The 21795-nt window shown below is 73.8% G+C and carries 22 protein-coding genes; 10 read left to right on the top strand and 12 right to left on the bottom strand.

What is annotated here, in order from left to right:
- On the bottom strand, positions 1–586 hold a 586-nt coding region (locus tag ABD317_RS16595), incomplete at its 3' end, for an NsdA family TPR-like regulatory protein (RefSeq protein WP_486389013.1).
- A 233-nt stretch (positions 587–819) separates the two neighbouring features.
- On the opposite strand from ABD317_RS16595, the gene lipB reads away from it, so the two are divergent.
- The 4 genes from lipB (at position 820) to ABD317_RS16575 (ending at position 3865) form a co-directional block, all read left to right on the top strand.
- A complete protein-coding gene (gene lipB / locus ABD317_RS16590; protein ID WP_344290748.1) occupies positions 820–1602 on the top strand; it encodes a lipoyl(octanoyl) transferase LipB in 783 nt (260 codons plus the stop codon).
- A gap of 61 nt (positions 1603–1663) precedes the next feature.
- Positions 1664–2602, top strand: a complete 939-nt coding sequence (lipA, locus tag ABD317_RS16585; RefSeq protein WP_344290747.1) for a lipoyl synthase — start codon at positions 1664–1666, stop codon at positions 2600–2602.
- Between the two features lie 148 nt (positions 2603–2750).
- A complete protein-coding gene (locus ABD317_RS16580; RefSeq protein ID WP_344290746.1) occupies positions 2751–2981 on the top strand; it encodes a hypothetical protein in 231 nt (76 codons plus the stop codon).
- A 188-nt stretch (positions 2982–3169) separates the two neighbouring features.
- Positions 3170–3865: a DUF4191 domain-containing protein gene (locus ABD317_RS16575; protein WP_344290744.1), complete on the top strand. Its 696-nt coding sequence runs from the start codon at positions 3170–3172 to the stop codon at positions 3863–3865.
- A gap of 48 nt (positions 3866–3913) precedes the next feature.
- Here the strand turns inward: ABD317_RS16575 and ABD317_RS16570 are convergent, their stop codons facing one another.
- Positions 3914–4390: an RDD family protein gene (locus tag ABD317_RS16570; RefSeq protein ID WP_344290743.1), complete on the bottom strand. Its 477-nt coding sequence runs from the start codon at positions 4388–4390 to the stop codon at positions 3914–3916.
- Positions 4391–4684: 294 nt separating this feature from the next.
- Between ABD317_RS16570 and glnA the strand changes: the two genes are divergently transcribed.
- Positions 4685–6100 (top strand): type I glutamate--ammonia ligase, encoded by a 1416-nt coding sequence (gene glnA, locus ABD317_RS16565; protein WP_344290742.1) that lies wholly within the window; start codon positions 4685–4687, stop codon positions 6098–6100.
- A gap of 202 nt (positions 6101–6302) precedes the next feature.
- Here the strand turns inward: glnA and ABD317_RS16560 are convergent, their stop codons facing one another.
- Positions 6303–7157 carry a helix-turn-helix transcriptional regulator gene (locus ABD317_RS16560; protein ID WP_344290741.1) on the bottom strand — a complete coding sequence of 285 codons (855 nt, stop codon included), beginning with the start codon at positions 7155–7157 and terminating at the stop codon, positions 6303–6305.
- Positions 7158–7280: 123 nt separating this feature from the next.
- Between ABD317_RS16560 and ABD317_RS16555 the strand changes: the two genes are divergently transcribed.
- Positions 7281–8030 carry an SDR family oxidoreductase gene (locus tag ABD317_RS16555; protein ID WP_344290740.1) on the top strand — a complete coding sequence of 250 codons (750 nt, stop codon included), beginning with the start codon at positions 7281–7283 and terminating at the stop codon, positions 8028–8030.
- A gap of 132 nt (positions 8031–8162) precedes the next feature.
- Here ABD317_RS16555 and ABD317_RS16550 read toward each other — a convergent pair whose 3' ends face one another.
- The gene (locus ABD317_RS16550) at positions 8163–8795 is read right to left on the bottom strand and encodes a TetR/AcrR family transcriptional regulator (RefSeq protein WP_344290739.1); all 633 of its coding nucleotides are present in this window, start codon (positions 8793–8795) and stop codon (positions 8163–8165) included.
- A gap of 88 nt (positions 8796–8883) precedes the next feature.
- On the opposite strand from ABD317_RS16550, the gene ABD317_RS16545 reads away from it, so the two are divergent.
- Positions 8884–9501, top strand: a complete 618-nt coding sequence (locus ABD317_RS16545) for an anthrone oxygenase family protein (protein WP_344290738.1) — start codon at positions 8884–8886, stop codon at positions 9499–9501.
- A gap of 33 nt (positions 9502–9534) precedes the next feature.
- Here the strand turns inward: ABD317_RS16545 and ABD317_RS16540 are convergent, their stop codons facing one another.
- A complete protein-coding gene (locus tag ABD317_RS16540; RefSeq protein ID WP_344290737.1) occupies positions 9535–10440 on the bottom strand; it encodes an SGNH/GDSL hydrolase family protein in 906 nt (301 codons plus the stop codon).
- Between the two features lie 107 nt (positions 10441–10547).
- On the opposite strand from ABD317_RS16540, the gene ABD317_RS16535 reads away from it, so the two are divergent.
- Positions 10548–11771, top strand: a complete 1224-nt coding sequence (locus ABD317_RS16535) for a PucR family transcriptional regulator (protein ID WP_344290736.1) — start codon at positions 10548–10550, stop codon at positions 11769–11771.
- Positions 11772–12022: 251 nt separating this feature from the next.
- Here the strand turns inward: ABD317_RS16535 and ABD317_RS16530 are convergent, their stop codons facing one another.
- From ABD317_RS16530 to ABD317_RS16510, 5 genes are all read right to left on the bottom strand, one after another.
- A complete protein-coding gene (locus ABD317_RS16530) occupies positions 12023–12862 on the bottom strand; it encodes a class I SAM-dependent methyltransferase (protein WP_344290735.1) in 840 nt (279 codons plus the stop codon).
- 142 nt (positions 12863–13004) lie between these two features.
- On the bottom strand, positions 13005–14918 hold the full coding sequence (locus ABD317_RS16525; protein WP_344290734.1) for a vWA domain-containing protein: 1914 nt from the start codon (positions 14916–14918) through the stop codon (positions 13005–13007).
- The gene (locus ABD317_RS16520) at positions 14915–15976 is read right to left on the bottom strand and encodes an ATP-binding protein (protein ID WP_344290733.1); all 1062 of its coding nucleotides are present in this window, start codon (positions 15974–15976) and stop codon (positions 14915–14917) included. The genes ABD317_RS16525 and ABD317_RS16520 overlap by 4 nt, the downstream gene beginning before the upstream one ends.
- Before the next feature lie 183 nt (positions 15977–16159).
- Positions 16160–16411 carry a hypothetical protein gene (locus ABD317_RS16515; protein WP_234019957.1) on the bottom strand — a complete coding sequence of 84 codons (252 nt, stop codon included), beginning with the start codon at positions 16409–16411 and terminating at the stop codon, positions 16160–16162.
- A 187-nt stretch (positions 16412–16598) separates the two neighbouring features.
- Entirely contained in the window at positions 16599–17792 is a 1194-nt protein-coding gene (locus tag ABD317_RS16510) for an RNA-guided endonuclease InsQ/TnpB family protein (protein ID WP_344290732.1), read from the bottom strand.
- Positions 17793–17880: 88 nt separating this feature from the next.
- On the opposite strand from ABD317_RS16510, the gene ABD317_RS16505 reads away from it, so the two are divergent.
- Together ABD317_RS16505 and ABD317_RS16500 are read left to right on the top strand one after the other, a co-directional pair.
- The gene (locus ABD317_RS16505; RefSeq protein ID WP_344290731.1) at positions 17881–18627 is read left to right on the top strand and encodes a uracil-DNA glycosylase; all 747 of its coding nucleotides are present in this window, start codon (positions 17881–17883) and stop codon (positions 18625–18627) included.
- Positions 18628–18696: 69 nt separating this feature from the next.
- Positions 18697–19083 (top strand): MmcQ/YjbR family DNA-binding protein, encoded by a 387-nt coding sequence (locus ABD317_RS16500; protein WP_344290730.1) that lies wholly within the window; start codon positions 18697–18699, stop codon positions 19081–19083.
- A gap of 71 nt (positions 19084–19154) precedes the next feature.
- Here ABD317_RS16500 and ABD317_RS16495 read toward each other — a convergent pair whose 3' ends face one another.
- Positions 19155–20591 carry an FG-GAP repeat protein gene (locus tag ABD317_RS16495; protein WP_344290729.1) on the bottom strand — a complete coding sequence of 479 codons (1437 nt, stop codon included), beginning with the start codon at positions 20589–20591 and terminating at the stop codon, positions 19155–19157.
- Positions 20592–20726: 135 nt separating this feature from the next.
- Positions 20727–21795: phosphoinositide-specific phospholipase C-related protein (locus tag ABD317_RS16490; protein WP_486389012.1), on the bottom strand; the 1069-nt coding region annotated here is incomplete at its 5' end.

Here is a 21795-nt window from a genome sequence, read left to right as displayed (position 1 = left end):
CCACGCCCGGGCCGCGCCCCTGCGCGGGCACCCGCACCCCGCCCGGCGGCCCCGCGACGGCGCCGACCGGACCCGGACCGCCCCCCGGCGGTCCCGGCGACGGCACCCCCGCGGCCCGCTGCTGCAGCTCCCGCGCCACCTTGTCGTCCGGCCTGCCGATCAGCCAGTCACGGCTCGGCACCACCAGACCCGCAGGAGTGAACGCAATCTTCCGCAGCTCCGCCTGACTGCCGGTGTCCTTGCGCCACAACCCGCTCACGATGTCGATCGCCTCGGCCGGCGTCGAGGCGAACTCCAGTCCGGCGTACACCGGTGCGCACGCGTCGAGCCCGAGGTCCTGCGCGGTCAGCCGGCGGCCGAGGCGCCGGGTGAACACCTCGGCGATCAGCGCCGGCGTCGTGCCGCGCGGTTGCTGGCCGCGCAGCCAGCGGGTCACCGACGTTTTGTCGTACCGCAGGTCGAGGCCGTGTTCGAGGCCTAGCTGATCGACTCTGCGGGCGAGCCCCGCGTTGGAGAACCCGGCCTCGGAGATGAGGGCGGCGAGCTGGCGGTTGGGAGGTCGCTGTGAAGGTCGTTCCGTCGTCACCTGTGGGGTCTCCTGCCTGGGCCTCCGGGAACGGCGCGAATGTAGCGGCGAAACAAGCCCCACTCGCCGCATTCGTCCCAGCTTCATTCGATCGTGTGAGGAGACCCGAGCGCAGGGCGGGAACGTATACCGCCGTAGAGTGGAGAGGTCGGCTGGAATGTAGTCAGCCGCACCTGCCGGACGGCGTACGCGCGCCGAGGGCGAGAGAGCGCGAACAGCGCGAGGAGGGCACCGTGGGCGAGCTGCGCTTCGTTCACCTGGGTTTCGGCGAGGACGCCGTCGAGTACCTGGAGGCTTGGCAGGAGCAACGGCGCGTGCACGCCGCGCGCTTCGCGGAGGAGATCCCCGACACCTGTCTGCTGCTGGAGCATCCGCCGGTCTACACCGCGGGCCGGCGCACCGCCGAGGACGAGCGCCCCCTCGACGGCACCCCCGTGGTGGACGTGGACCGCGGCGGGAAGATCACCTGGCACGGCCCCGGGCAGCTGGTCGGCTATCCGATCATGAAGCTGCCGCGCCCCGTCGACGTCGTCGCGCACGTACGCCGGCTGGAGGAGGCGCTGATCCGCGCCTGCGCCGACTTCGGCCTGGAGACCACCCGGGTCGAGGGCCGCAGCGGGGTGTGGGTGCTGGGCGACCCGGTGGAGCAGCGCGCGGAGCTGGGCGGGCTGTCGCTGGACTTCGACCCGCGGCTGGCGGACGAGGAGTACGACGCACGCCTCGCCGGCCCCGACTACGCGCCCTCCAATGCGGGCCAGCGGCGCGAGGACCGCAAGCTGGCGGCGATCGGCATCCGCGTCGCCAAGGGCGTGACCATGCACGGCTTCTCCCTGAACTGCAATCCGGACAACACCTGGTTCGACCGGATCGTGCCGTGCGGCATCCGCGACGCGGGTGTGGCGTCGCTCTCCGGCGAGCTGGGAAGAGACGTGCCGGTGTCGGAGGTTCTCCCCGTCGTGGAGAAGCATCTGCGCGAGGTCGTGGAGACGGCCGAGCCGCTCCCCCGCGCGGTCTGACTCCCATATTCAGAGGCGTACGCTGGAGAACGCCGAGGAATCGAAAGCTAGGAGCCCGGACGTGTCCGCTGTCGCACCCGACGGTCGCAAGCTGCTCCGCCTGGAAGTCCGCAACAGCCAGACCCCCATCGAGCGCAAGCCCGAGTGGATCAAGACCCGCGCGAAGATGGGGCCCGAGTACAACGCACTGCAGAAGCTGGTCAAGGACGAGGGCCTGCACACGGTCTGCCAGGAAGCCGGCTGTCCCAACATCTTCGAGTGCTGGGAGGACCGCGAGGCGACCTTCCTCATCGGCGGCGAGCAGTGCACCCGGCGGTGTGACTTCTGCCAGATCGACACCGGCCGGCCGGCCGAGCTGGACCGCGACGAGCCGCGCCGGGTCGCCGAGTCCGTACAGCGCATGGAGCTGCGGTACGCCACGATCACCGGCGTCGCCCGCGACGACCTGGACGACGGCGGCGCCTGGCTGTACGCGGAGACGGTGCGGCAGATCCACGCCACCACCCCCGGCACCGGCGTCGAGCTGCTGATCCCCGACTTCAACGCCGTACCCGAGCAGCTCGCGGAGGTCTTCTCCGCCCGCCCCGAGGTGCTCGCCCACAACGTCGAGACCGTCCCGCGGATCTTCAAGCGCATCCGCCCCGGCTTCCGCTACGAGCGGTCCCTGGAGGTCATCACGCGCGCTCGCGAGGCCGGGCTGGTGACGAAGTCGAACCTCATCCTGGGCTTGGGCGAGGAGCGCGAGGAGGTCAGCAGGACGCTGCGGGACCTGTACGAGGCGGGCTGCGAGCTGATCACCATCACGCAGTACCTGCGGCCCTCCCCCAGGCACCACCCGGTGGAGCGGTGGGTCAAGCCGCACGAGTTCGTGGAGCTGCAGGAGGAGGCGGAGGAGGTCGGCTACGCCGGCGTCATGTCCGGCCCGCTGGTGCGGTCCTCGTACCGGGCGGGGCGGCTGTACCGGCAGGCCGTGGAGAAGCGCGCCCGGCCCGCGGCGTAACGGCGGCGGGGGCGCGCCCCGGCGTGCCGCCGCTGTGGGCTTCACCACGCTTTGACCGCCGGGCCACGCCCTGGTAACACCGTGGGGTGAGCATGGACCCCGACCAGCTTTGACATCCCTGACTCCGCGACCGCCGAGGGGGGCCGCCGTGCCGTCGTCACCGTCGTCGTTACCGTCCTGGCCGCCGCCCCGGCCGACCGTCACCGGGGTGCTGCGCACCATCGAGGGGCTGCTGCTGCGCGGCGAGCAGCGCACCGCCCGGCGCAACGCCTGGGACGCCGTGCTGGAGGACCGCCGCCGGGCCAGCGCCCGGCGGGAGTCGGAGTCGGCGGTGGGGAGGGCGGGCCCGGTGGGCGGTACGTCCGCACTGCCCCGCTAGCCGCGGGCGCCGGCACCCCCCGGCGCCCGCGCCCCGGCCCCGTACGGCCTGCGGACGGTCTCCGGCCGGCCTGTGGACCGGCCTCCCACCGGCCGCCGGCCCCGCGTCGGCCTGGGTGCCGGCCCCGTGTCGGCCCCGGTGCCGGGCCCGGTCTGTCGTCGGGTCCGGCTGGCCGTAGAATTCGCGGCATGGCCAGCAGTGAACCCACACCCGAGAAGACCGGGCGTCTGAAGCAGATCGCCCTCACGTACAAGATGACCAGGCGGGCCGATCCCAAGGTCGGTCTGATCGTTGCGGGCGTGGGCATCCTGGTCCTCGGCGCCGCCCTGGGAGTCGGCTTCCTCATCGGGCATCCGGTCTATCTGGGCATCGTCGGTTTCCTGCTGTCGCTGCTCGGCATGGCGATCGTGTTCGGGCGGCGCGCGGAGGCGGCGGCGTTCGGCCAGATGGAGGGCCAGCCGGGCGCGGCCGCGGCGGTGCTGGACAACATGAAGCGCGGCTGGACCGTCACCCCGGCGGTGGCGATGACCCGGCAGCAGGACGTCGTGCACCGGGCCGTGGGCAAGGCGGGCATCGTGCTGGTCGCCGAGGGCAACCCGAACCGGCTGAAGGGCCTGCTGGCGGCCGAGAAGAAGCGGATGAACCGGGTCGTCGCGGACGTTCCCGTGCACGACGTCGTCGTGGGCAACGACGAGGGCCAGGTGCCGCTGAAGAAGGTGCGCACCACGCTGATGAAGCTGCCGCGGGTGCTGCAGGGCCCGCAGGTCACGCAGGTCAACGACCGGCTGAAGGCGCTGGGCGACCTGATGAGCAACATGCCGGTCCCGAAGGGCCCGATGCCGAAGGGCATGCGCATGCCGAAGGGCGGCGGCAAGCTGCGCTGAGCGCGCGGCGCCCGGCGGCCCGTTCCGTACGCAGAAGCGGGGCGGGCCCTAGATCCGCACCTCGACGGCGCGTGCCACGCGGTCGTGGAGGCCGCGGGTGTCGCGGTCGAAGACGACGGCCGGGATCAGCAGGCAGAGCAGGACGGTGCGGACGACCGTGGCGAGGAAGCCGAGCCGGGGGCCACGCTCGGAGACGACGCGGATACGCACGATCCGCTTGCCCGGCGTGAGACCGACCGTGCCGACCATCAGCACGGTCATCACGAAGAAGACGGCCATGGTCCACAGCGCCACCGACTGGCTCTCGCCGTCGGCGAACAGGCCGTAGGCGATCAGCTGGCACAGCATCCAGTCGATGACCAGCGCCGCGATCCGCCTGCCGACCGGCGCGACGGAGCCGGGCCCCGTCTCGGGCAGGCCGAGGCGCTCCCCTCGGTAGCCGAAGTCGACGCCCATGTCCTCGGCCGCCGAGCGGGGGCCGGAGAGCCACGAACCGATTGCTTGCCGCTTCTCCGCGTTGTCCACGTATCCACGGTACTGCCCGCCCCCGGATCCCCCGCCTCGCCCCCTGCCGGCCGATCCCGGACGGCATACGATTCCGGCCACCCGCCGGGCGCCCGGGCGAGCCTCCGGCGGCGCGTTTCCGGGCCGCGCGGAGGTGCGCGGTTAACATCGGCGAAACAAATGGGTCATGCCCGAGAAATCCCGGGTGCCTACGCTCGGGCGAGCAGCCGGCACGCCGGCACCCGCCGGTACGCGCACCCGCGCGGACTCAGCAGGCTTACCCGTCCCCTCGCGGCGGGACATAGGAGGAGTTGGATGTTCCAGAACGCCGACGAGGTCCAGCAGTACATCGCGGACAACGACGTGAAGTTCGTCGACGTGCGCTTCTGCGATCTGCCGGGCATCATGCAGCACTTCACGGTGCCCGTCGAGGTCTTCGAGCCCGGCGGCCAGCTGATGTTCGACGGCTCGTCCATCCGCGGCTTCCAGGCCATCCACGAGTCCGACATGGCGCTCGTGCCGGACCTCTCCACGGCCCGCGTCGACCCGTTCCGCAGGGACAAGACGCTCAACGTCAACTTCTTCATCCACGACCCGATCACCGGCGAGCAGTACAGCCGCGACCCGCGGAACGTGGCCAAGAAGGCCGAGGCGTACCTGGCCTCCTCCGGCATCGCCGACACCGCCTACTTCGGCCCCGAGGCGGAGTTCTACGTCTTCGACGACGTCCGCTTCGAGACCAAGGCGAACGCCGGCTACTACCACATCGACTCCGAGGCCGGCGCCTGGAACACCGGCGCCGTCGAGAACGGCGGCAACCGCGGCTACAAGGTCCGCTACAAGGGCGGCTACTTCCCCGCCCCGCCGGTCGACCACTTCGCCGACCTGCGCGCGGAGATCTCCCTCGAACTGGCGGCGTCCGGCCTCCAGGTCGAGCGCCAGCACCACGAGGTGGGCACCGCCGGCCAGGCGGAGATCAACTACAGGTTCAACACGCTGCTGGCCGCCGCCGACGACCTGATGCTCTTCAAGTACATCGTGAAGAACGTCGCCTGGCGCAACGGCAAGACCGCGACCTTCATGCCCAAGCCGATCTTCGGCGACAACGGCTCTGGCATGCACTGCCACCAGTCGCTCTGGGCGGGCGGCGAGCCGCTCTTCTACGACGAGCAGGGATACGCGGGCCTGTCGGACACCGCCCGCTACTACATCGGCGGCATCCTCCGCCACGCCCCGGCGCTGCTGGCCTTCACCAACCCGACGGTGAACTCCTACCACCGCCTGGTCCCCGGCTTCGAGGCCCCGGTCAACCTGGTCTACTCGCAGCGCAACCGCTCCGCCGCGATCCGCATCCCGATCACCGGCGCCAGCCCCAAGGCCAAGCGCATCGAGTTCCGCGCCCCGGACTCCTCCGGCAACCCGTACCTGGCCTTCTCCGCCATGCTGCTGGCGGGCCTGGACGGCATCAAGAACAAGATCGAGCCCGCCGAGCCGGTCGACAAGGACCTCTACGAGCTGGCCCCCGAGGAGCACGCCGCGGTCCCCCAGGTCCCGACGAACCTCCCGGCCGTGCTGGAGTCCCTGGAGTCCGACCACGAGTTCCTCCTCCAGGGCGGCGTCTTCACCGCCGACCTGATCGAGACCTGGATCGACTTCAAGCGCACCCAGGAGATCGCCCCGCTGCAGCTCCGCCCGCACCCGCACGAGTTCGAGCTGTACTTCGACGTCTGAGGGCTGGAGTCGGGGCCGGCTTCCCATGCGGCCCCGACCGCTCCCAGCGGTGGGGATCACTCCGGCCAGGCGCTGGACTGGATGATCTACACGACGTTCTCACGCCGGAACGACGGATCGACGTGGGCGAGGACGGCGCCGTGAGCGTCAGGGCTGACCACAACCCCACGGATCCCGACATGGCCACGACGGTGCCGGCCGTTCACACCTCCGGTGATCGTGCCGCGAACTGCTCGTGGCCGAGGACACGCAGGAGGGCGAGCTTCTCCGCGGCCTCCGAGCGTGGTGGGGCGGAGAGGACGAGGAGCGTCTGCGACTGGTCCTCGGTGAGGAGGGCCTGGCAGTCGAGTTCCATCGCTCCGACTTCGGGGTGCAGAAGCGTCTTGTGGTCGTCGAAGCGGGTTGCGACCTCGTGGTGCCGCCAGAGCTGACGGAACTCGTCGCTCTCCTTGCCCAGGGCGCGGACGAGATGCCCGGCGCGTGAGTCGGTGCCTGCGAGGCCGTAGGCGAGGCGGAGGCTGGCGACGTGTGCGCGGCTCTGCCGGGGGTGGTGAGCGTCCGGGTAGACAGCGCGCTCCGCGGGGTCGGTGAACCAGCGGTAGATGCCTGAGCGGGCGAGGCCGGTGAAGCGGGTGCAGTTGCCGAAGAGCGTGGCCGCGAGGCGGTTCTGGACGAGGGTCTCGGCGAGGCTGGAGAGCACGAGGGCCGGGGTGTGGTCGAGGCAGTCGAGCACCCTCTGCAGCTGCGGGGCCACGTGCGTGTCGAGCGGGGGCCGGCCCGGCGCGTTGCGCCCGCTGATCCGGTAGAGGTGGTCGCGTTCGTCGGCGGTCAGGCGCAGTGCCCTGGCGAGCGCGCCGAGCATCTGCTCGGACGGCTGCGGGCCGCGGCCCTGCTCAAGCCGTGTGTAGTAGTCCGGCGACATCCCCGCCAGATCCGCGACCTCGCCACGGCGCAGCCCCGTGACCCTCCGGCGTGCGCCGACGGCGATACCCACGTCCTCAGGCCGGAGGTCCGCACGGCGGCGACGGAGGAAGTCGGCGAGCTGCTGGCGGTCCATACACCCCATTGTGGGCGTTCCGTCGAGCCGGAGGGAGGGATCGCGAATGCTACGACAACCGGTCCTCTCGTGCCCCGGCGGGTTCCGGCGGAAGGTGGAGTCCTCCCCGGAAAGGAACCCCTCATGAAAACCACGGGAAACACCGTCTTCATCGCCGGCGCGACGCAGGGCATCGGCCTTGCTCTGGCCCGCCGATTCCACGAGGCCGGGAACACGGTCGTCATCGGCGGTCGCCGCGCGGACGTGCTCGATCGGCTGGCGGCCGAGGACGGCTTCGCCACGGTCGTGATCGATGTCACCGATCCCGACTCGGTCCTGGCCGCGCGCGATCAGGTTCTCGCTTCCCACCCCGAACTCAATCTGCTCGTCGCGATGGCGGGCATCATGGTGCGTGAGGATGTCACGGAGCACGACTTCCTCAAGGTCGCCGAGCGCACCGTCGAGACGAACGTCCTCGGCACCGTGAGGCTCGTCGCGGCGTTCACCGAGCACCTCCAGACCCGCCCGGATTCGACGATTGTCACCGTGTCGTCCGGGTTGGCGCACACGCCCTTGGCGATCACTCCCAGCTACAACGGGTCCAAGGCGTTCGTCCACCTGTTCAGCGAGACCGTCCGCCTGCAGCTGGCCGACACGAGCGTGAAGGTCGTCGAGCTGTGCGCGCCCGCTCTGCGCACCGAGCTTATGCCCGGCGGCTCCCAGACGGAGGGCTTCTACCCCCTGGAGGACTACATCGACGACACCTGGAAGGTCCTCGCCGAGCAGCCGGACGCCACCGAAGTGATCATCGACCGTGTCAAGCCGCTGCGCTACTCCGAGGTTGAGAACCGATACGCCGCGACCGTCGAGACGGTCAACTCGCACGTCCACTGACCCCGCGCACAGAGCGTCGCCGAGCGGCTCGCGGCGACGGCCGGAGGCCGGTGTCTGACGCCACGGCGGAAACCCCACGAGGGCCGCCACGCCGGATCGGGGTGGCGGGTTCGCGGGGCGGCCACCGCTTGCTCAGCGCCCGTTCGCGGTGAGGGTGAGGAAGCGGTCGACCGCGGTGTGGGCGGCGGCGCGGACGGTGTCCTCGCCGGGCGGGTCCTCGCCGAGCAGCACGCGGATCTGCAGATCGCGTACGACGAGGCCGTAGAAGAGCTGGAACGCCTCCTCCGGGTCGTCGAGGTGCAGGTGCCCGTCGTCGGCGAGCCGGCGGAGGTAGCCGGCGATCAGCGGGCCGGTGGTGTGCCGGCCGTGGCGCAGCAGGAGCGCGGCCAGCTCCGGCGAGGTCATGGCGGCCCGGTTCAGCGCCACGGAGACGTCGCCGACGAGGAGCGCCAGCAGGTTGCGGGCGATGGCCACGAGCGTGGCGCGCGGCGGTTCCGCGGGGCGGTCGACGGCCAGGGCGACGGCGGCGTTGACGTCGTGGGCCTGCCGCTCGATGAGCGCGGCGAGCACGCCCTGCCGGTTGCCGAACCAGGTGTACAGGCTCTCCTTCGACGAGCCGGCGCGGGCGGCGACCGCCTGCATCGTCATGCCGCCGACACCGTGTTCCAGCAGTTCGGTGAGCGCGGCGTCCAGCGCGGCCTGCCGCCGGGCCGCCTGCTCGCCCGCGCGCGGCCGGCCGCGGCGGGCGGGCCTGTCTGCCGTCACGGGACACCACCTCCGGTCTTGCCCTTATCCGAACCGCTGCGTACGATTAAAACCGTACCCAGCGGTTCGATTCTACCTGGAGACCGCCGTGCCGCAGACGCTCACCCCCCTTCCGGCCACCCCGCCCGCACCCCACCCCGCCCCGCGGACGGCACGCGCCGCCCGCGGGTGGGCCCTGGCCCTGGCGACCACGGCCATGGCGCTGATCGCGGGCTTTTTCTACGCCTACGCCTGCTCGGTCATGATCGGACTGGCCCGCGTCGACGACCGCACCTTCGTCGACACCATGCAGTGGATCAACGCCACCGTCCGCAACGCCTGGTTCGCGCCCAGCTTCTTCGGCGCCCTCGTGCTGACCGCCGTGGCCGCCGCGCTCCAACTGCACCGCGACCGGCGGCCGGTGCTGGTGTGGATCGCCGCCGCCCTCGTGCTCTACATCGGCGCGTTCGCCGTCACCATGGGCGTCAACGTGCCGCTCAACGACGACCTGGCCGCCGCCGGCGACCCCGAGACCCTGCCCGATCCCGCCGCCGTCCGGGCGGCCTTCGAAGACCGGTGGGTGGCCTGGAACACCGTCCGCACCCTCGCGGCCACCGCCGCCCTCACCTGCCTGCTCCGCGCCCTGGTCCTGCACGGCAGGGCCACCGCACCCGGCCGGGCGCAGGTGGCGGCGCCGAGCCGGCCGGTGCCGCCGGACCGGCGGTAGCGTGAGCCGGCCGGCGGGGGCAGGGGCCGGGGGTCAGTCGCGCAGTTGTTCGTGGATGATTCCCGCGTACGCCTCCTCGCCCCGCTCGTTCGGGTGCAGCGGGGCCGCCGGGGCGGTGGGGACGTAGCCCTCTACCCACTTGTCGCCCGGCGGCTGGCAGGCGTCGTGGCCGCGGCTCGGGGTGAAGACGTCGACGTACTCGGCGCCGTGGGCCGCGGCGCGGTCGGCGATGACGCGGTTCATGTGGTTCACGCTGCCCTGCAGCCAGTCGGCGTCGGCGGCGAGCACCGGCTGGTACGGCCAGCAGCCGCCGGGCTTGATGTAGTCGCCGTAGCCGGTGACCAGGACGCGGGCCTGCGGGGCGCGGGCGCGGATGCCGTCGAGCACGGCGCCCAGCTTGGGGCCCATGGCCTCGATGCGCTGCGCGACGGTGTCGACGCCGCCCTCCGTGAAGCGGTCCTTGCACAGGTCGGCGGTGGGGTCGAGCTGCATGCAGTCCTGGGCGACGCCGACGAGACCGGCGTCGTTGCCGCCGATCGTCAGCGTGACGAGGGTGGTGTCGGCGCCGAGGGCGTCGAACTGCGGGGGCGCCTCGCCCATGTCCACGCCGAGCAGCGAGAGCGACTGCGGCCGCGTCATGTGGTCGGTCTTGGCGCCGCTGCACGTCACGTCGCGCAGTTCGGCGACGCCGAGCCGGTCGGCCAGCTCGTGCGCGTAGTTCTCGGTGGAGCGCCCGCAGGCCAGCGGGCCGGTGGGGAGCGGGATGAGCGGGCCGGAGGCCATCGAGTCGCCGAGGGCGACGTAGACCTCGCCGGCCGCTGCCGAGGCGCCGGCCGCGGCGGTGGCGGCGGCGCCCGGCGCGGGCGCGGCCCCGACGACGAGTCCGGCCGCGGCGGCGGCGCGCAGCATGCCCTTGAGGAGTTTCGGCGCGACGTTCATCAGCGGCTCCCGGCGGTGGGGTGGTCGGAAGTTGTGTCGTGCACATGATGCCGACGGGCGGGGCTGCGCTTAACTGGTCAGTAACGCAGAGTTCTCCGGGAGCCGTTGTGACGCGTGACAACACACCGCTGTGTATCGGCGGCAGCCGGGTCGACGCGCGGCTGCGGGCCCGGGTGCCCGCGCTCACCCGCCGGGTCGTCGACCGGCTGCGGGCCGAGCTGCCCGTGTACGCCGCCCTGCCCCCCGAGGAGGTCGCGGGCGACATCGCCGACATCGTGCAGCGCAGCCTGCGCCTCTTCGCCGACGTGCTGCAGCGCCGCGGCCCGGCGCGCGACGAGGAGCTGGTACGGCAGCGGGAGTCGGCCGCCCAGCGCGCCGAGGAGGGGGTGCCGCTGGACGCCATCCTCAGCGCGTACCAGATCGGCACGGCCATGGGCTGGGAGGAGATCTCCGCCGGGGCGCGGCCCACGGACCTCGCGGACGTGCAGGAGGTGCTGACGCATCTCTTCGTGCTGCAGCGGCAGCTGGTCTCGGCGGTCAGCGCCGCGTACCTGGAGGCCCGGCAGCTGCTCGACGTCCAGGAGCACGCGCCGCGGCACGCGCTGCTGGCCGCGCTGCTCGCCGGCGAGCCGCTGGAGCAGATCGCCCGCCGCACCGGGCTGCGGCCCGCGCCCCGGTACGTCGCGCTGACGCTGCACGTCGCCCCGCACCCCGACGAGCACTCCCCCGGGTCCCGGGCCCGGATCGCCGCCCGGCGCAAGATCCGCCGGCTGCAGACGGCGCTGAACGGCTTCGCCGGCGAGCCGGCGCTCACCGCGCTCGACGCCGCCGGCGGCACCGCGCTGCTGCCGGTGCCGGAGGAGCCGGCGTGGGCGGCGCTGTGCGGGCTGATCGGCCGTACGGAGCGGGCCGTCGGCGCGGCGGTGACCGCCGCGGCGGCCAGCGCCGCGCCGGACGGGCTGCCGGCGGCGGTGGCGCAGACCGCGGACATCGTGGAGCTGGTGCGCCGTACGGACCGGCCGCCCGGCCTGTACCGGCTGGCCGACGTGCTCCTCGACTACCAGCTCAGCCGCCCCAGCGAGGCCCTGGCCGGGCTCGCCGGGCTGCTGCAGCCGCTGGACGGCCGGCCGGAGCTGCTGCACACGCTGGAGACGTACCTGGCCCGCGACCTCGACCGGCGCGGCGCGGCGGCGGCGCTGCACGTGCACCCCAACACCGTGGACTACCGCATCCGCCGCATCGCCCGGCTCACCGGCCTGACCCCGACGATCCCGGCGGACGCCCGCCGTCTGAGCGCGGCCCTGGTCGCCCGCCGCACGTTACGGGCCTGACGGCCCGGAGCGCGGGGACCAGGCGCCGGGGGCGGCGGGGGCAAGGGGGGCACGGGGGCACGGGGGCACGGGGGCACGGGTCCGGGGTCGGTTGCCTTGCGAGGGCGGAGCCGGGCCCGGCAGAGCTGGGTCGCGGCGGTCCTGACGGCGGCGGGGAGCCGGGCGTGACGTGGGGCGGGTGTGACGGGGTGGGCGTGACGGGGACTGCCCGGCCGGCCGCATCGCGGCAGACGGCGGTCCCGGGGCTGCGCCTACGCCGGGGCGTGGGCCGTGACCAGCCACGCCGGGGAGCGCAGCAGCACCCCCGCCGGGGTGACGTACGGGGTCAGGGCCGTGCGCAGCTCGTCCGTCGCCTTCGCCGCCGTGGGAGCGTCGACCTCCGACAGCGGGCCGCGCACGTGCGGGCGGTTCAGCACGAAGTCCATCGCCTCGTCGAGGTCGGCGCCGAGGTCCATCAGCTCGTCCTCGGGGTCCAGCCGCACGTCGACGAGACCCGCGCGGCCGAGCACGTCGCGTACGCGGTCGGGGTCGGCCAGCGAGTTCGGGCCGGGCTCGTTCGCGCCGCCCGGGCCCGGGAGGGTGACGTACCGGCCGAGGGCGGCGCGCGGCACCAGCGAGTACTCGCTCTCCTCCGGCGCCCGCCAGCACACGAACGCCAGCCGCCCGGCGGGCCGCAGCGCCCGCCGTACGTTGGCGAAGGCCGCCACCGGGTCGTCGAAGAACATCACGCCGTTCCGGCTGATCGCCAGGTCGTACGCGCCCGCGGCGAAGTCGTGGACCTGGGCGTCGGCCTGCTCGAAGCGGACGTTGTCCAGGCCCTCCTCGGCCGCCCGGGCGCGCGCCTGCGCGAGCATCGCGGCGGACAGGTCGACGCCGTGCGCGGAGCCCTTGGCGGCGAGCTCCGCGGCCACCCGGGTCGTCTGGCCGCAGCCGCAGCCGATGTCGAGGACGCGGTCGTCCGGGCGCACGTCGGCGCCCGCGAACAGCCGCTCGCTGTAGCGGAAAACCGCCGCGTTGTACTTCTCCTCGTACGCGACCCAGTGGTCGCCCGTCGCCCCGTCCCACTCCAGGGTCCGTGTGCTCTCCGCCACGTCCGCCGCCTTCCGCCGTCTGCCGCACGTGAAGGTCACCGTACGCGGAAGAGGAGGCCGCGGGCGACGGAAAGCACCGCGGCAGGACCCCGGGCACCCCGCTGCCGCCCAGGGTCGGCCCCCGGGCGGCCGCCGCGAGGCGTCACCGTACGCGGAAGACCGGCCCCCGGGCGACGAACGGCAGCGAAGCACCGGCCGGAACCAGGTACGCGTGCTCCCGGCGCACCCGCAGCACGTCGCACCTGCCGTCGGTGATCACCAGCACCGGCGCCGCGCGCGGGAAGTCGTCGGCCCGTTCCAGCAGGTCGACCCCCGGCTGCAGCTCCGTGCCGCCGCGGCCCCGGACGCGGACCCGGCCAGCGATCTCCGTGGCCGGCAGGTAGCCCGCGTCGTACGGCCGGGCGTCGCAGAAGACGACGCGCGCGGCGGGCACGTCGCGGGCCTCGGCGTACGAGGCGATGGCGCCCAGCGCCTTACCGAGGAGCGTGCGGTTCATGGAGCCGGAGGTGTCGAGGACGACGCCGAAGGTGCAACGGGCGATCTCCTCGGGCGGGAAGTAGCGGCCCGCGCGCGGGATGTCGGGGGTGGCGGCCTGGCGGCGGGCGGGGCGGGCGAAGGTGCGCACGGGCTCGGCGCGGGGCACGAACTCGTCGAACCAGCGGGCCAGCCGCGCGTCCCACGGCAGCGGCGGCTGCGCGAGCGCGCGGATCTCCTCGACCAGACCGGCCGGCAGCAGCCCGCGGTCGGGGTCGCGCTCGTGCAGGTCGAGGCCGCGCTGCAGCCCGCGGCGGTAGAACTCGTCGAGGTCGGTGTACGCGGCCGCCGGGTCCCGCGGCACCAGCGGCTCGCCGAGCACGTCGCCGAGGCCCCGGCCGCGCGGCGTGGCGAGCCGGCGGCGCTGCACCCGGAGGTCGGCGGCGAGGCGGTCGTAGACCTCCTCCGTGGACAGTCCGGCCAGCCGCGGGTCGTACAGCAGTCCGGGGGGCATCTCGCCGACGCCCATCTCCAGCAGCCAGCCGTTGACGACGAAGTCGGCGGCGATGTTGAACAGGTACGGGTCGCGGGCGCCGCGGCGCTCGCCGTGGCGCAGGGCGGCGTGCAGCATCTCGTGGCCGAGGATGAAGCGCCACTCCTCGTCGGTGTGGTCCTTCAGCGGGTTGATGTAGATCTCGCCGGCGGCGGCGTCGACGGCGGCCACGGAGATGTCGTGCGCGCGGGCCAGTTCGGCGTCGGCGACGACGGTCATGCCCGCGGCGACCCCGCCGAGCAGCGGGTACGAGGAGACGAACCACTCCAGCGCCCGCTCCCACGGGCGCCGGGGCACGCGCGCGCCGGTGAGCGAGTCGCGCCGGCCGCCGGCGACCTCCATGGCGGCGGACATCGTGCGGGTGAGGGCGTGCGCGAAGGCCTGCTGCCAGTCCGGCGGGGCGGTGCCGGGCCAGCCGTCCCACGGCAGCAGCAGCACGTCGGGCTCGCCGCCGGCGGCGCCGCAGTGCTCGTACTCCGCGGGGATGCCGTCGCGGCGCCAGCGGGCGGCGAGTTCCTCCTCGGTGCCGCCGGGGTACTGCTCGGGCAGCCCGGCGGGCGGGCGGCCGGTGCCGAAGCTGACGAGGAAGCGGTTGACGACGGCGCAGCGGGCGGCCTGCTCGTACCGGTCGGGCTGGGTGCGCTCGCCGCGGGCGGCGGGGGCGTGGCCGAAGCCGAGGTGCAGCAGGCAGTGGGCCACCGCCCAGGTCCACTCGGCGGGCTCGGCGCGCCGGGTGGGGTGGGCGTGGACGGTGCCGTAGGAGTCCACCCGGGCCAGGCCGTGGGCGGGGGCACGTGAGTTCTCGCCGGTGTCGGCGGAGTACACGGCGCCCGCGGCGCCCGCGCCCCGGCTGCCGTCGGCGCGCGTGCCGCCCGTGCCGCCCGTGCGGAGGACCCGCGCGTCGAGGGCACGCAGGGCGGGGTTCTGCATGGCCTTGGCGAGGCCGGCGGAGAAGGCGCGGGTGGCCGGGTCGTCGCGGCGCTCCGCCTTGCCCTTGCCGCGCCGGCCCGCGCGGTTCGTACGGCTCACCGGCGGGCCTCCACCAGGCGCGGCATGTCGCGCGCCGCCTCGACCAGGAACCAGGCGGGCAGCACCGGCCGGCCGTCCGCGTCCTCGGCGATGACGGTCTGCGCCACCTCCACCGAGATCTCGGCCAGCTGGACGAGGAGCGCCTTGGCGCGGTACGCGGTGTCGCGCACGGCCGGCGAGGCGTGCTCCTTGCTCGCGGGCAGCTCCTTGACGAGCCGGCCGCGGAACGCCTCCGCGAGGTAGTAGAGCAGGTCGCGGTCCTCGGTACGGCGGGGCCAGGAGGCGTCGCCCTTGAGGATGGCCTCGATGCCGTACCGGTGCCGGACGATCTTGACGTACCCGCAGAAGGAGACGGCGTGCGCGGGTGTGAGGGTGCCGTGCGCGACGGTCTTGAGGGTGAGGTCGTCGAGCGCCGGGCCGAAGGAGTGCAGCGCGTCGGAGAGCATGTGCCACGAACGCGGGGTGGAGAAGGGCTCCTCGGTCTTCGGCGGCTTCGACCACAGGTGGTCGGGGCGGTCGGTCAGGTAGTCCGTGACCCAGGGGTGGATGCCGTGCTCGCCGGCCCAGACGAGCCAGTCGGTGGCGGAGGCCTCCAGGTGGACGTGGGCCAGGCGGTTGACGAGGGCGGAGGCCATGGGGCGGGCGAGCGCGTTGTCGGTGGCGCGGTTGCCGGCGCCGATGACGATGCTGCCCTCGGGCAGCTCGTAGTCGCCGATGCGGCGGTCGAGGATCAGGGAGTAGAACGCCTTCTGCACGTCGGGGGTGGCGGCGTTCAGCTCGTCGAGGAACAGGCAGTACGCCTCGTCGCGGGCGATGGCCTCCGGCGGGCAGAACACGCTGCGGCCGGCGCGGATCTGCGGCACCCCGATGAGGTCCTCCGGGGCGAGCTGGGTGCCGATGAGGCTGACGCAGTCGAGGCCGAGGGAGTCGGCGAACTTCCGTACCAGCGAGGACTTGCCGATGCCGGGGGCGCCCCAGAGGAAGACCGGGCGGACGGTGGCGAGCCCGAGCAGCAGCTCGGGGATCCGGGCGGGGGTGACGGTGACGGCTGCCTGCACGCGGCGGGCTCCTGGTTCCGGCTCGGGGTGCGGCGCGCGCAGGGGGTGCGCCGTGTCGGAGTGTCCAGTGTGGGCGGAGGACGGGACGCGGCGCAGCCGAATTTCCGGGGGGTGGGCGGTGGGTGCCCGGGCCGGGGGCGCGGGGCGGGGCGGCCGCGGCCGGGCCCCGCGCCCGGAACGCGGTCAGACCAGCGGGAGCAGGCTGCGCACCAGCCGGCAGGTCGTGAGCGAGGGCGGGTGGACGCCGATGCGCTCGGCGGTGTGGCGTATCACCTCGTTGCGGGCGCGCTGCGGGGTGTAGACCCCGGTGTCGAGCAGGGCGATGGCGATGCGCATGGCCTTCAGCATGCGGTTGTGCGCGACATACCACTCACGCGGCATGCCTGCCGGAAGCGGCTTCTTGGGCAGGGGTGTCGGGGCGTACGCCACTGGCATGGGCGACCTCCTCGGCCTCGTCTTGGCCCGTGTTCACTCCCTCTATGATACCGCCACGGACCGACAAACACGCCTGGTCAAAGGTCATTTCGGGATACCAGTTCGAATGCACGGGGGGATGCGGGGACCCCGTTCGGCACCACCCGCCACCGTCGGGCATGCTGGCACCGTTGACTGCGTCCCCCGCCTACGGGCGGGGGGTTCCAGCGATCGCTCGCCGGGGTTCCTGCTTCACCGACGACCGCCCCGTCCGGGAGGACTCCCGTTGAGGTCTTACGCCGTCTCCACAGGCGGACACCGCCAGCCCGGCGGCCAGGATGTTGCGTGCCGCGTTGATGTCGCGGTCGTGCACGGCGCCGCAGTCACACGTCCAGGTGCGGACGTTCAGCGGCAGCTTCCCGCGAACCGTGCCGCAGGCTCCGCACAGCTTGGAGCTGGGGAGCCAGCGGTCGATCACGACGAGTTCGCGCCCGTACCAGGCGCACTTGTACTCCAGCATGGAGCGGAGTTCCGTCCAGGATGCATCCGAGATGGCGCGCGCGAGCTTGCCGTTCTTCAGCATGTTGCGGACGGTGAGGTCCTCGATCACGACCGTTTGGTTCTCACGGACGAGACGAGTCGACAGCTTGTGCAGGAAGTCGCGGCGCCGGTCGGCGATCCGCGCGTGAACCCTGGCGACGCGACGCCGGGCCTTCTTCCGGTTCGCCGAGCCCTTTGCCTTCCGCGACAGTTCCCGCTGGACGCGGGCCAGGCGGGTGCGGTCACGCCGCTCGTGCTTCGGGTTGGCGACCTTTTCCCCGGTGGACAGGGTCACCAGGGACGTGATTCCGGCGTCGATGCCGACGGCCGCTGTGGTGGCGGGCGCGGGGGCGATGCTGTCCTCGCACAGCAGGGACACAAACCAGCGTCCCGCCGCGTCGCGGGACACGGTCGCAGTGGTCGGCTCCGCCCCCTCGGGCAGCGGGCGCGACCAGCGGATGTCCAAGGGCTCCGCCATCTTGGCCAGCGTCAGCCGCCCGTCGCGCCACGTGAAAGCGCTGCGCGTGTACTCGGCCGACGCGCGGGACCTCTTTCGGCTCTTGTAGCGCGGGTACCTCGCGCGCTTGGCGAAGAAGTTCCCGAAGGCCGTCTGAAGATGGCGCAGCGCCTGTTGGAGCGGGACGGAAGACACCTCTGTCAGGAAGGCCAGCTCCGCGGTCTTCTTCCACTGCGTCAGCGCGGCAGAGGACTGCACGTAGGAGACCCGGCGCTGCTCCCCGTACCACGCCCGCGTGCGCTCCTCCAACGCCTTGTTGTACACGAGACGGACGCAGCCGAACGTGCACGACAGCTCCACTGCCTGCTCGTCCGTGGGATAGAAGAGCGGTGGACGCCGGCCCACCCTGACGGCACAGCTCGTCCTCCCCTGCTTCTCACGAGTCTCGTCTCCCCCGGCCTGAACGCCGCGGTATCCACGAAGGAAGCCCCCGATGACCTCCACCGACCCCCGGTTCCCCGCCGCCACCGCCCCCCGCACGCGCACCGTCGCCGAGCTGGACGGGCACCTCGTCGAGTGCCGCGCCTGCCCGCGCCTCGTCGCCTGGCGGGAGGAGGTCGCCGCGACCAAGCGCAGGTCGTACGCCGACTGGGACTACTGGGGCCGCCCCGTGCCCGGCTTCGGCCCGGCCGACGCGGCGATGCTGATCGTCGGCCTCGCCCCCGCCGCCCACGGCGCCAACCGCACCGGGCGCATGTTCACCGGCGACCGCTCCGGCGACGTCCTCTACGCCGCCCTGCACGCCACCGGCCTCGCCAGCCGGCCCACCGCCACCCACCGCGGCGACGGCCTGACCCTGCGCGGCGTCCGCATCACCGCCCCCGTCCACTGCGCCCCGCCCGAGAACAAGCCGACGCCCACCGAGCGCGACACCTGCCGGCCCTGGCTCGTCCGCGAGGCCGAGCTGCTGCGGCCGACGCTGCGCGCGGCGGTGGTGCTCGGCGCGTTCGGCTGGCAGGCGGCGCTGCCCGCGCTGGCCGCGGCGGGCTGGGAGGTGCCGCGCCCGCGGCCGGTGTTCGGGCACGGGGCGCACACGACGCTGCGGCGGGCGGACGGCGGCGCGCCGCTGGAGCTGTACGGGTGCTACCACGTCAGCCAGCAGAACACCTTCACCGGGCGGCTGACGCCGGCGATGCTGCGCGAGGTGCTGGCCGCGGCGGCGGCCTCGGCGGGGCTGTAGCGGGGCGGGGGCGCGGGGTCCCGGGCCGCTCGGGGTGCGGTGTCAGTGGCGGCTTCCATACTGGGCTGCATGAGACCCGAGGAGCTGCACGCCGCCTGTCTGGAGCCGAACGGGGCCGTGGAGGAGCGGCCCTTCGGCCCGGAGACGTCCGTCTTCAAGGTCGGCGGCAAGGTGTTCGCGCTGAGCCGGTTGGACGCCGAGCCGCTGTCGGTGAGCCTGAAGTGCGATCCGGAGCTGGCGGTGCAGCTGCGCGCGACGTACCCGGAGATAGTCGGCGGCTACCACCTGAACAAGCGGCACTGGAACACGGTCCGTCTCGACGGCGCCGTGCCCGAGCGCCTGGTGCTGGAGATGATCGAGGACTCGTACGACCTCGTGGTCGCGAAGCTCCCCCGCGCCCGCCGCCTGGCCCTGGACTGGCCGGGGGAACGCCACCGGCCGCCCCCGGGCACGTAGCCGCGGGGCCGGGGGCGGCGCGAGCCCGCGCCGCCGCGCTGCCGCCCGGCCCGAGGCCGCCGGGAGCCGGGCTACCGGGCGATCACCCCGCCGAAGCCCGAGGCGTCACCGCCGACCCCCGCGCCCGAGGCGGTGATGTTCACCGAGCCGGTCGTCGTGATGCCGCCGAGGTCGCCCGGCGCGTGCCAGACCATGCCGCTGACGTTCTCCCCCGGAACGCCCACGGTCAGGTCGTACCGGCCGTCGCGGTTGCGGTCGTTCAGCACGACCTCGCCGCCGAACCCGTCGTACTTCTCCGGTGTCCCCGGCACCCCGGCGGTGTTCTGGTGGAGCAGCCGGGCGCCGGTGGCGGTCAGCCCGTCCGCCGATCCCCGCAGCAGCGTCACGGTCCCGGCGCCGTACACGCCGCCGAAGTCCTCACCGGCCACCCCGACGGCCACGTCGGCGTGGCCGTCGTCGTCCATGTCCGCGACGGTGACCGACCCGCCGAAGCCGTCCCCGATCTCGCCGACGCCCGGGACGCCCGCGGTGTTCTGGTGGACGCGCTGCGGCCGCTGCGCGGGATCGATCCCGTCCGGGCCGCCGAACCAGACGTCGACCGAGCCCCCGGCGGGCCACGGATAGCCCTCCCGGGCCTCCTGCGGGAATCCCGTCACCAGGTCGCCGTAGCCGTCGCCGTCGACATCCCCGATCTCGCCGGTGAGGCCGCCGGCGTCGGTGAGACGGGTGTGGGCGAAGCCGTCGCCGGTCCAGTCGTCGACGTAGATCCTGCCGCCGGGGTTGTCGCTGACCAGACCGGAGAACACGATGCGCTCGTCCTCCGGGTCCGCGTCGACGTTCCCGTAGACGCCGCCGCGGTTGGTGCCGAACAGGGGGTCCCGCTGCTGGCTCAGCGGGACGCCGTCGCGGGTGAAGGGCCCCCGGAGGTGGAACAGCCGGCAGCGGCCGGCCACGCTCACGTCGGGCGCGCCGTCGCCGTCCGGGTCGCCCGCGTACAGCCCCTCGGCGAGGGCGCAGCCGGTGTCCGGGAGGTTCGCCACCCGCACGAAGGCGGCGCCGCTCAGCCCGTCGGGGCCGCCCCAGAGCATGGTCAGGGTGCCGCGGTCGACGTCCCCGCCGATGTTCTCGCGCGGGGCGCCGACGAGCAGGTCGGAGTAGCCGTCGCCGTCGAAGTCGTCGAAGACCATGCTGTGGCCGAACCGGTCGCCGTCCTCCGGCACGCCCGGAACGCCTGCCGTGGCCTGGTGGAGCACCGCGCGCCGCGTACGGTCCGGGCCGGTGGCCGAGCCGTAGAGCACCACCACGGCCCCGGCGTCGAGCCTGCCGGACACGGTGGCCGCCGGGTTGCCGACCGCCAGGTCGCGGTAGCCGTCGCCGTCGAAGTCGCCCCTGAGCCCGCTGGGCGCGGCCGCGGCGGGTACCGCGGCCGTCGCGGTCAGGACGCCGCCGACGAGGGCGGCGGACGTGGCGAGCGCCACGAGGGCGCGGCGGCGGGGCTGAGTGGTCACCTGGTGCCTCCCTGGTCCGTGGCGGACGACTGCGTCCGCGCGGGCGTAGAAAGGACCCGTGGCGGGCGACGAAGGTTGTACGGGGGAACGGAAGTTCGCCGGTGCCGCCGCGGCGTTCCGGTCAGGGGGTGCCGGTCAGGGTGCCCCGGTGCCGGTGTGATTGAGGCGGCGTACCGCGCCGACCGCGTCGCCGAGGGTCAGGTGGTTCACGGCCACGATCGTCGGCAGCCGGCCGCGCAGCAGCGCGCAGGTCCGGGCCCGCTCGACGATGGCGTCGGCGTCGTTGACGGCGGCGGCCTCGGTGCGGGGGGCGCCCGTACCGCGGGTGACGAAGTGGTTGAGGAGGAAGAGCCGCTTGCGGGGGTCGCTGCCGCCGCGGTGGGGCGCGCAGCTGAAGTCGGCGGCGCCGGCGGCGTGGTACGGGGTCTCGACGGCGTAGTCGTAGAAGTTGCGGTACCAGGGCGCGGGCCCGTCGGCCTCCTCGGCGAAGACCACGAGCCGGCGCCCGGAGCCGACCATCTCGCCGAGCGTGGGCCAGGGGGCGGCGGGGTCGGGGTCGGGCCGGTACAGGTACGGGCCGAGGCCGGCGGCGCGGAAGGCGCGGGCGGTGTCGGCGGGGGTGACGGCGTCCTGCAGGATCAGGGTCACCACGTCCCGCGGGTGCTCCGCCAGCCAGCCGCGCAGCTTGCGCAGCTGCTCGGTCAGCGGGGTGGCGCCCATCCGGCACGGGCCGTGGCATAGCCACGTGCCGGGGCGCGGCCGGACGACGGAGTCCACCGCCCGTACGAGGGTGGCGCGGGCGGCGGCGTCGAGCCCGCCGGTGCCGGCGGGCGGGACGAGCCGCTCGGCGGTCTCCCAGTAGTGGGTGTCGAGGAGGAGCGCGCGGGCGCCGCGGTCGAGTTGGCCGGTGAGGGAGACGTCGTGATGGGCGCCGAGGAAGCCGTCGGGCACGGTGGCCATGGCGTTGTGCGAGCCGACCTGCACGACCCGCTCGTACGGGCGGTCGCAGAGCGCGATGTCGCCGTTGCAGGCGAGAGCGGCCTCGGAGGGCACGCCGACGAGGACCCAGACCTGCGCAACGGCGGCGGCGAGGGCGGCGGCAACCCCGGCGCCCCGGCGAGAGCGGCGGGAGCGGGCCGCGTTGGACGGGGGCGCGGGGGCGCCGGTACGGGCCGGCGAGGACGGCGCCGCGGAGGGCCGCCCG

The organism is Streptomyces synnematoformans (assembly GCF_039531005.1).
Lineage (GTDB): Bacteria > Actinomycetota > Actinomycetes > Streptomycetales > Streptomycetaceae > Streptomyces > Streptomyces synnematoformans.
The sequence above is the reverse complement of the archived record's forward strand: the minus strand, read 5'-3'. Positions and strand labels throughout refer to the sequence as shown.

Bases quoted from the DNA above. Each gene is read 5' to 3' on its own strand.
- ABD317_RS16575 (WP_344290744.1), top strand. From the start codon at position 3,170: ATGGCCAGCAGTGAACCCACACCCGAGAAGACCGGGCGTCTGAAGCAG.
- glnA (WP_344290742.1), top strand. From the start codon at position 4,685: ATGTTCCAGAACGCCGACGAGGTCCAGCAGTACATCGCGGACAACGAC.
- ABD317_RS16560 (WP_344290741.1), bottom strand. From the start codon at position 7,157: ATGGACCGCCAGCAGCTCGCCGACTTCCTCCGTCGCCGCCGTGCGGAC.
- ABD317_RS16555 (WP_344290740.1), top strand. From the start codon at position 7,281: ATGAAAACCACGGGAAACACCGTCTTCATCGCCGGCGCGACGCAGGGC.
- ABD317_RS16540 (WP_344290737.1), bottom strand. From the start codon at position 10,440: ATGAACGTCGCGCCGAAACTCCTCAAGGGCATGCTGCGCGCCGCCGCC.
- ABD317_RS16515 (WP_234019957.1), bottom strand. From the start codon at position 16,411: ATGCCAGTGGCGTACGCCCCGACACCCCTGCCCAAGAAGCCGCTTCCG.
- ABD317_RS16505 (WP_344290731.1), top strand. From the start codon at position 17,881: ATGACCTCCACCGACCCCCGGTTCCCCGCCGCCACCGCCCCCCGCACG.
- ABD317_RS16500 (WP_344290730.1), top strand. From the start codon at position 18,697: ATGAGACCCGAGGAGCTGCACGCCGCCTGTCTGGAGCCGAACGGGGCC.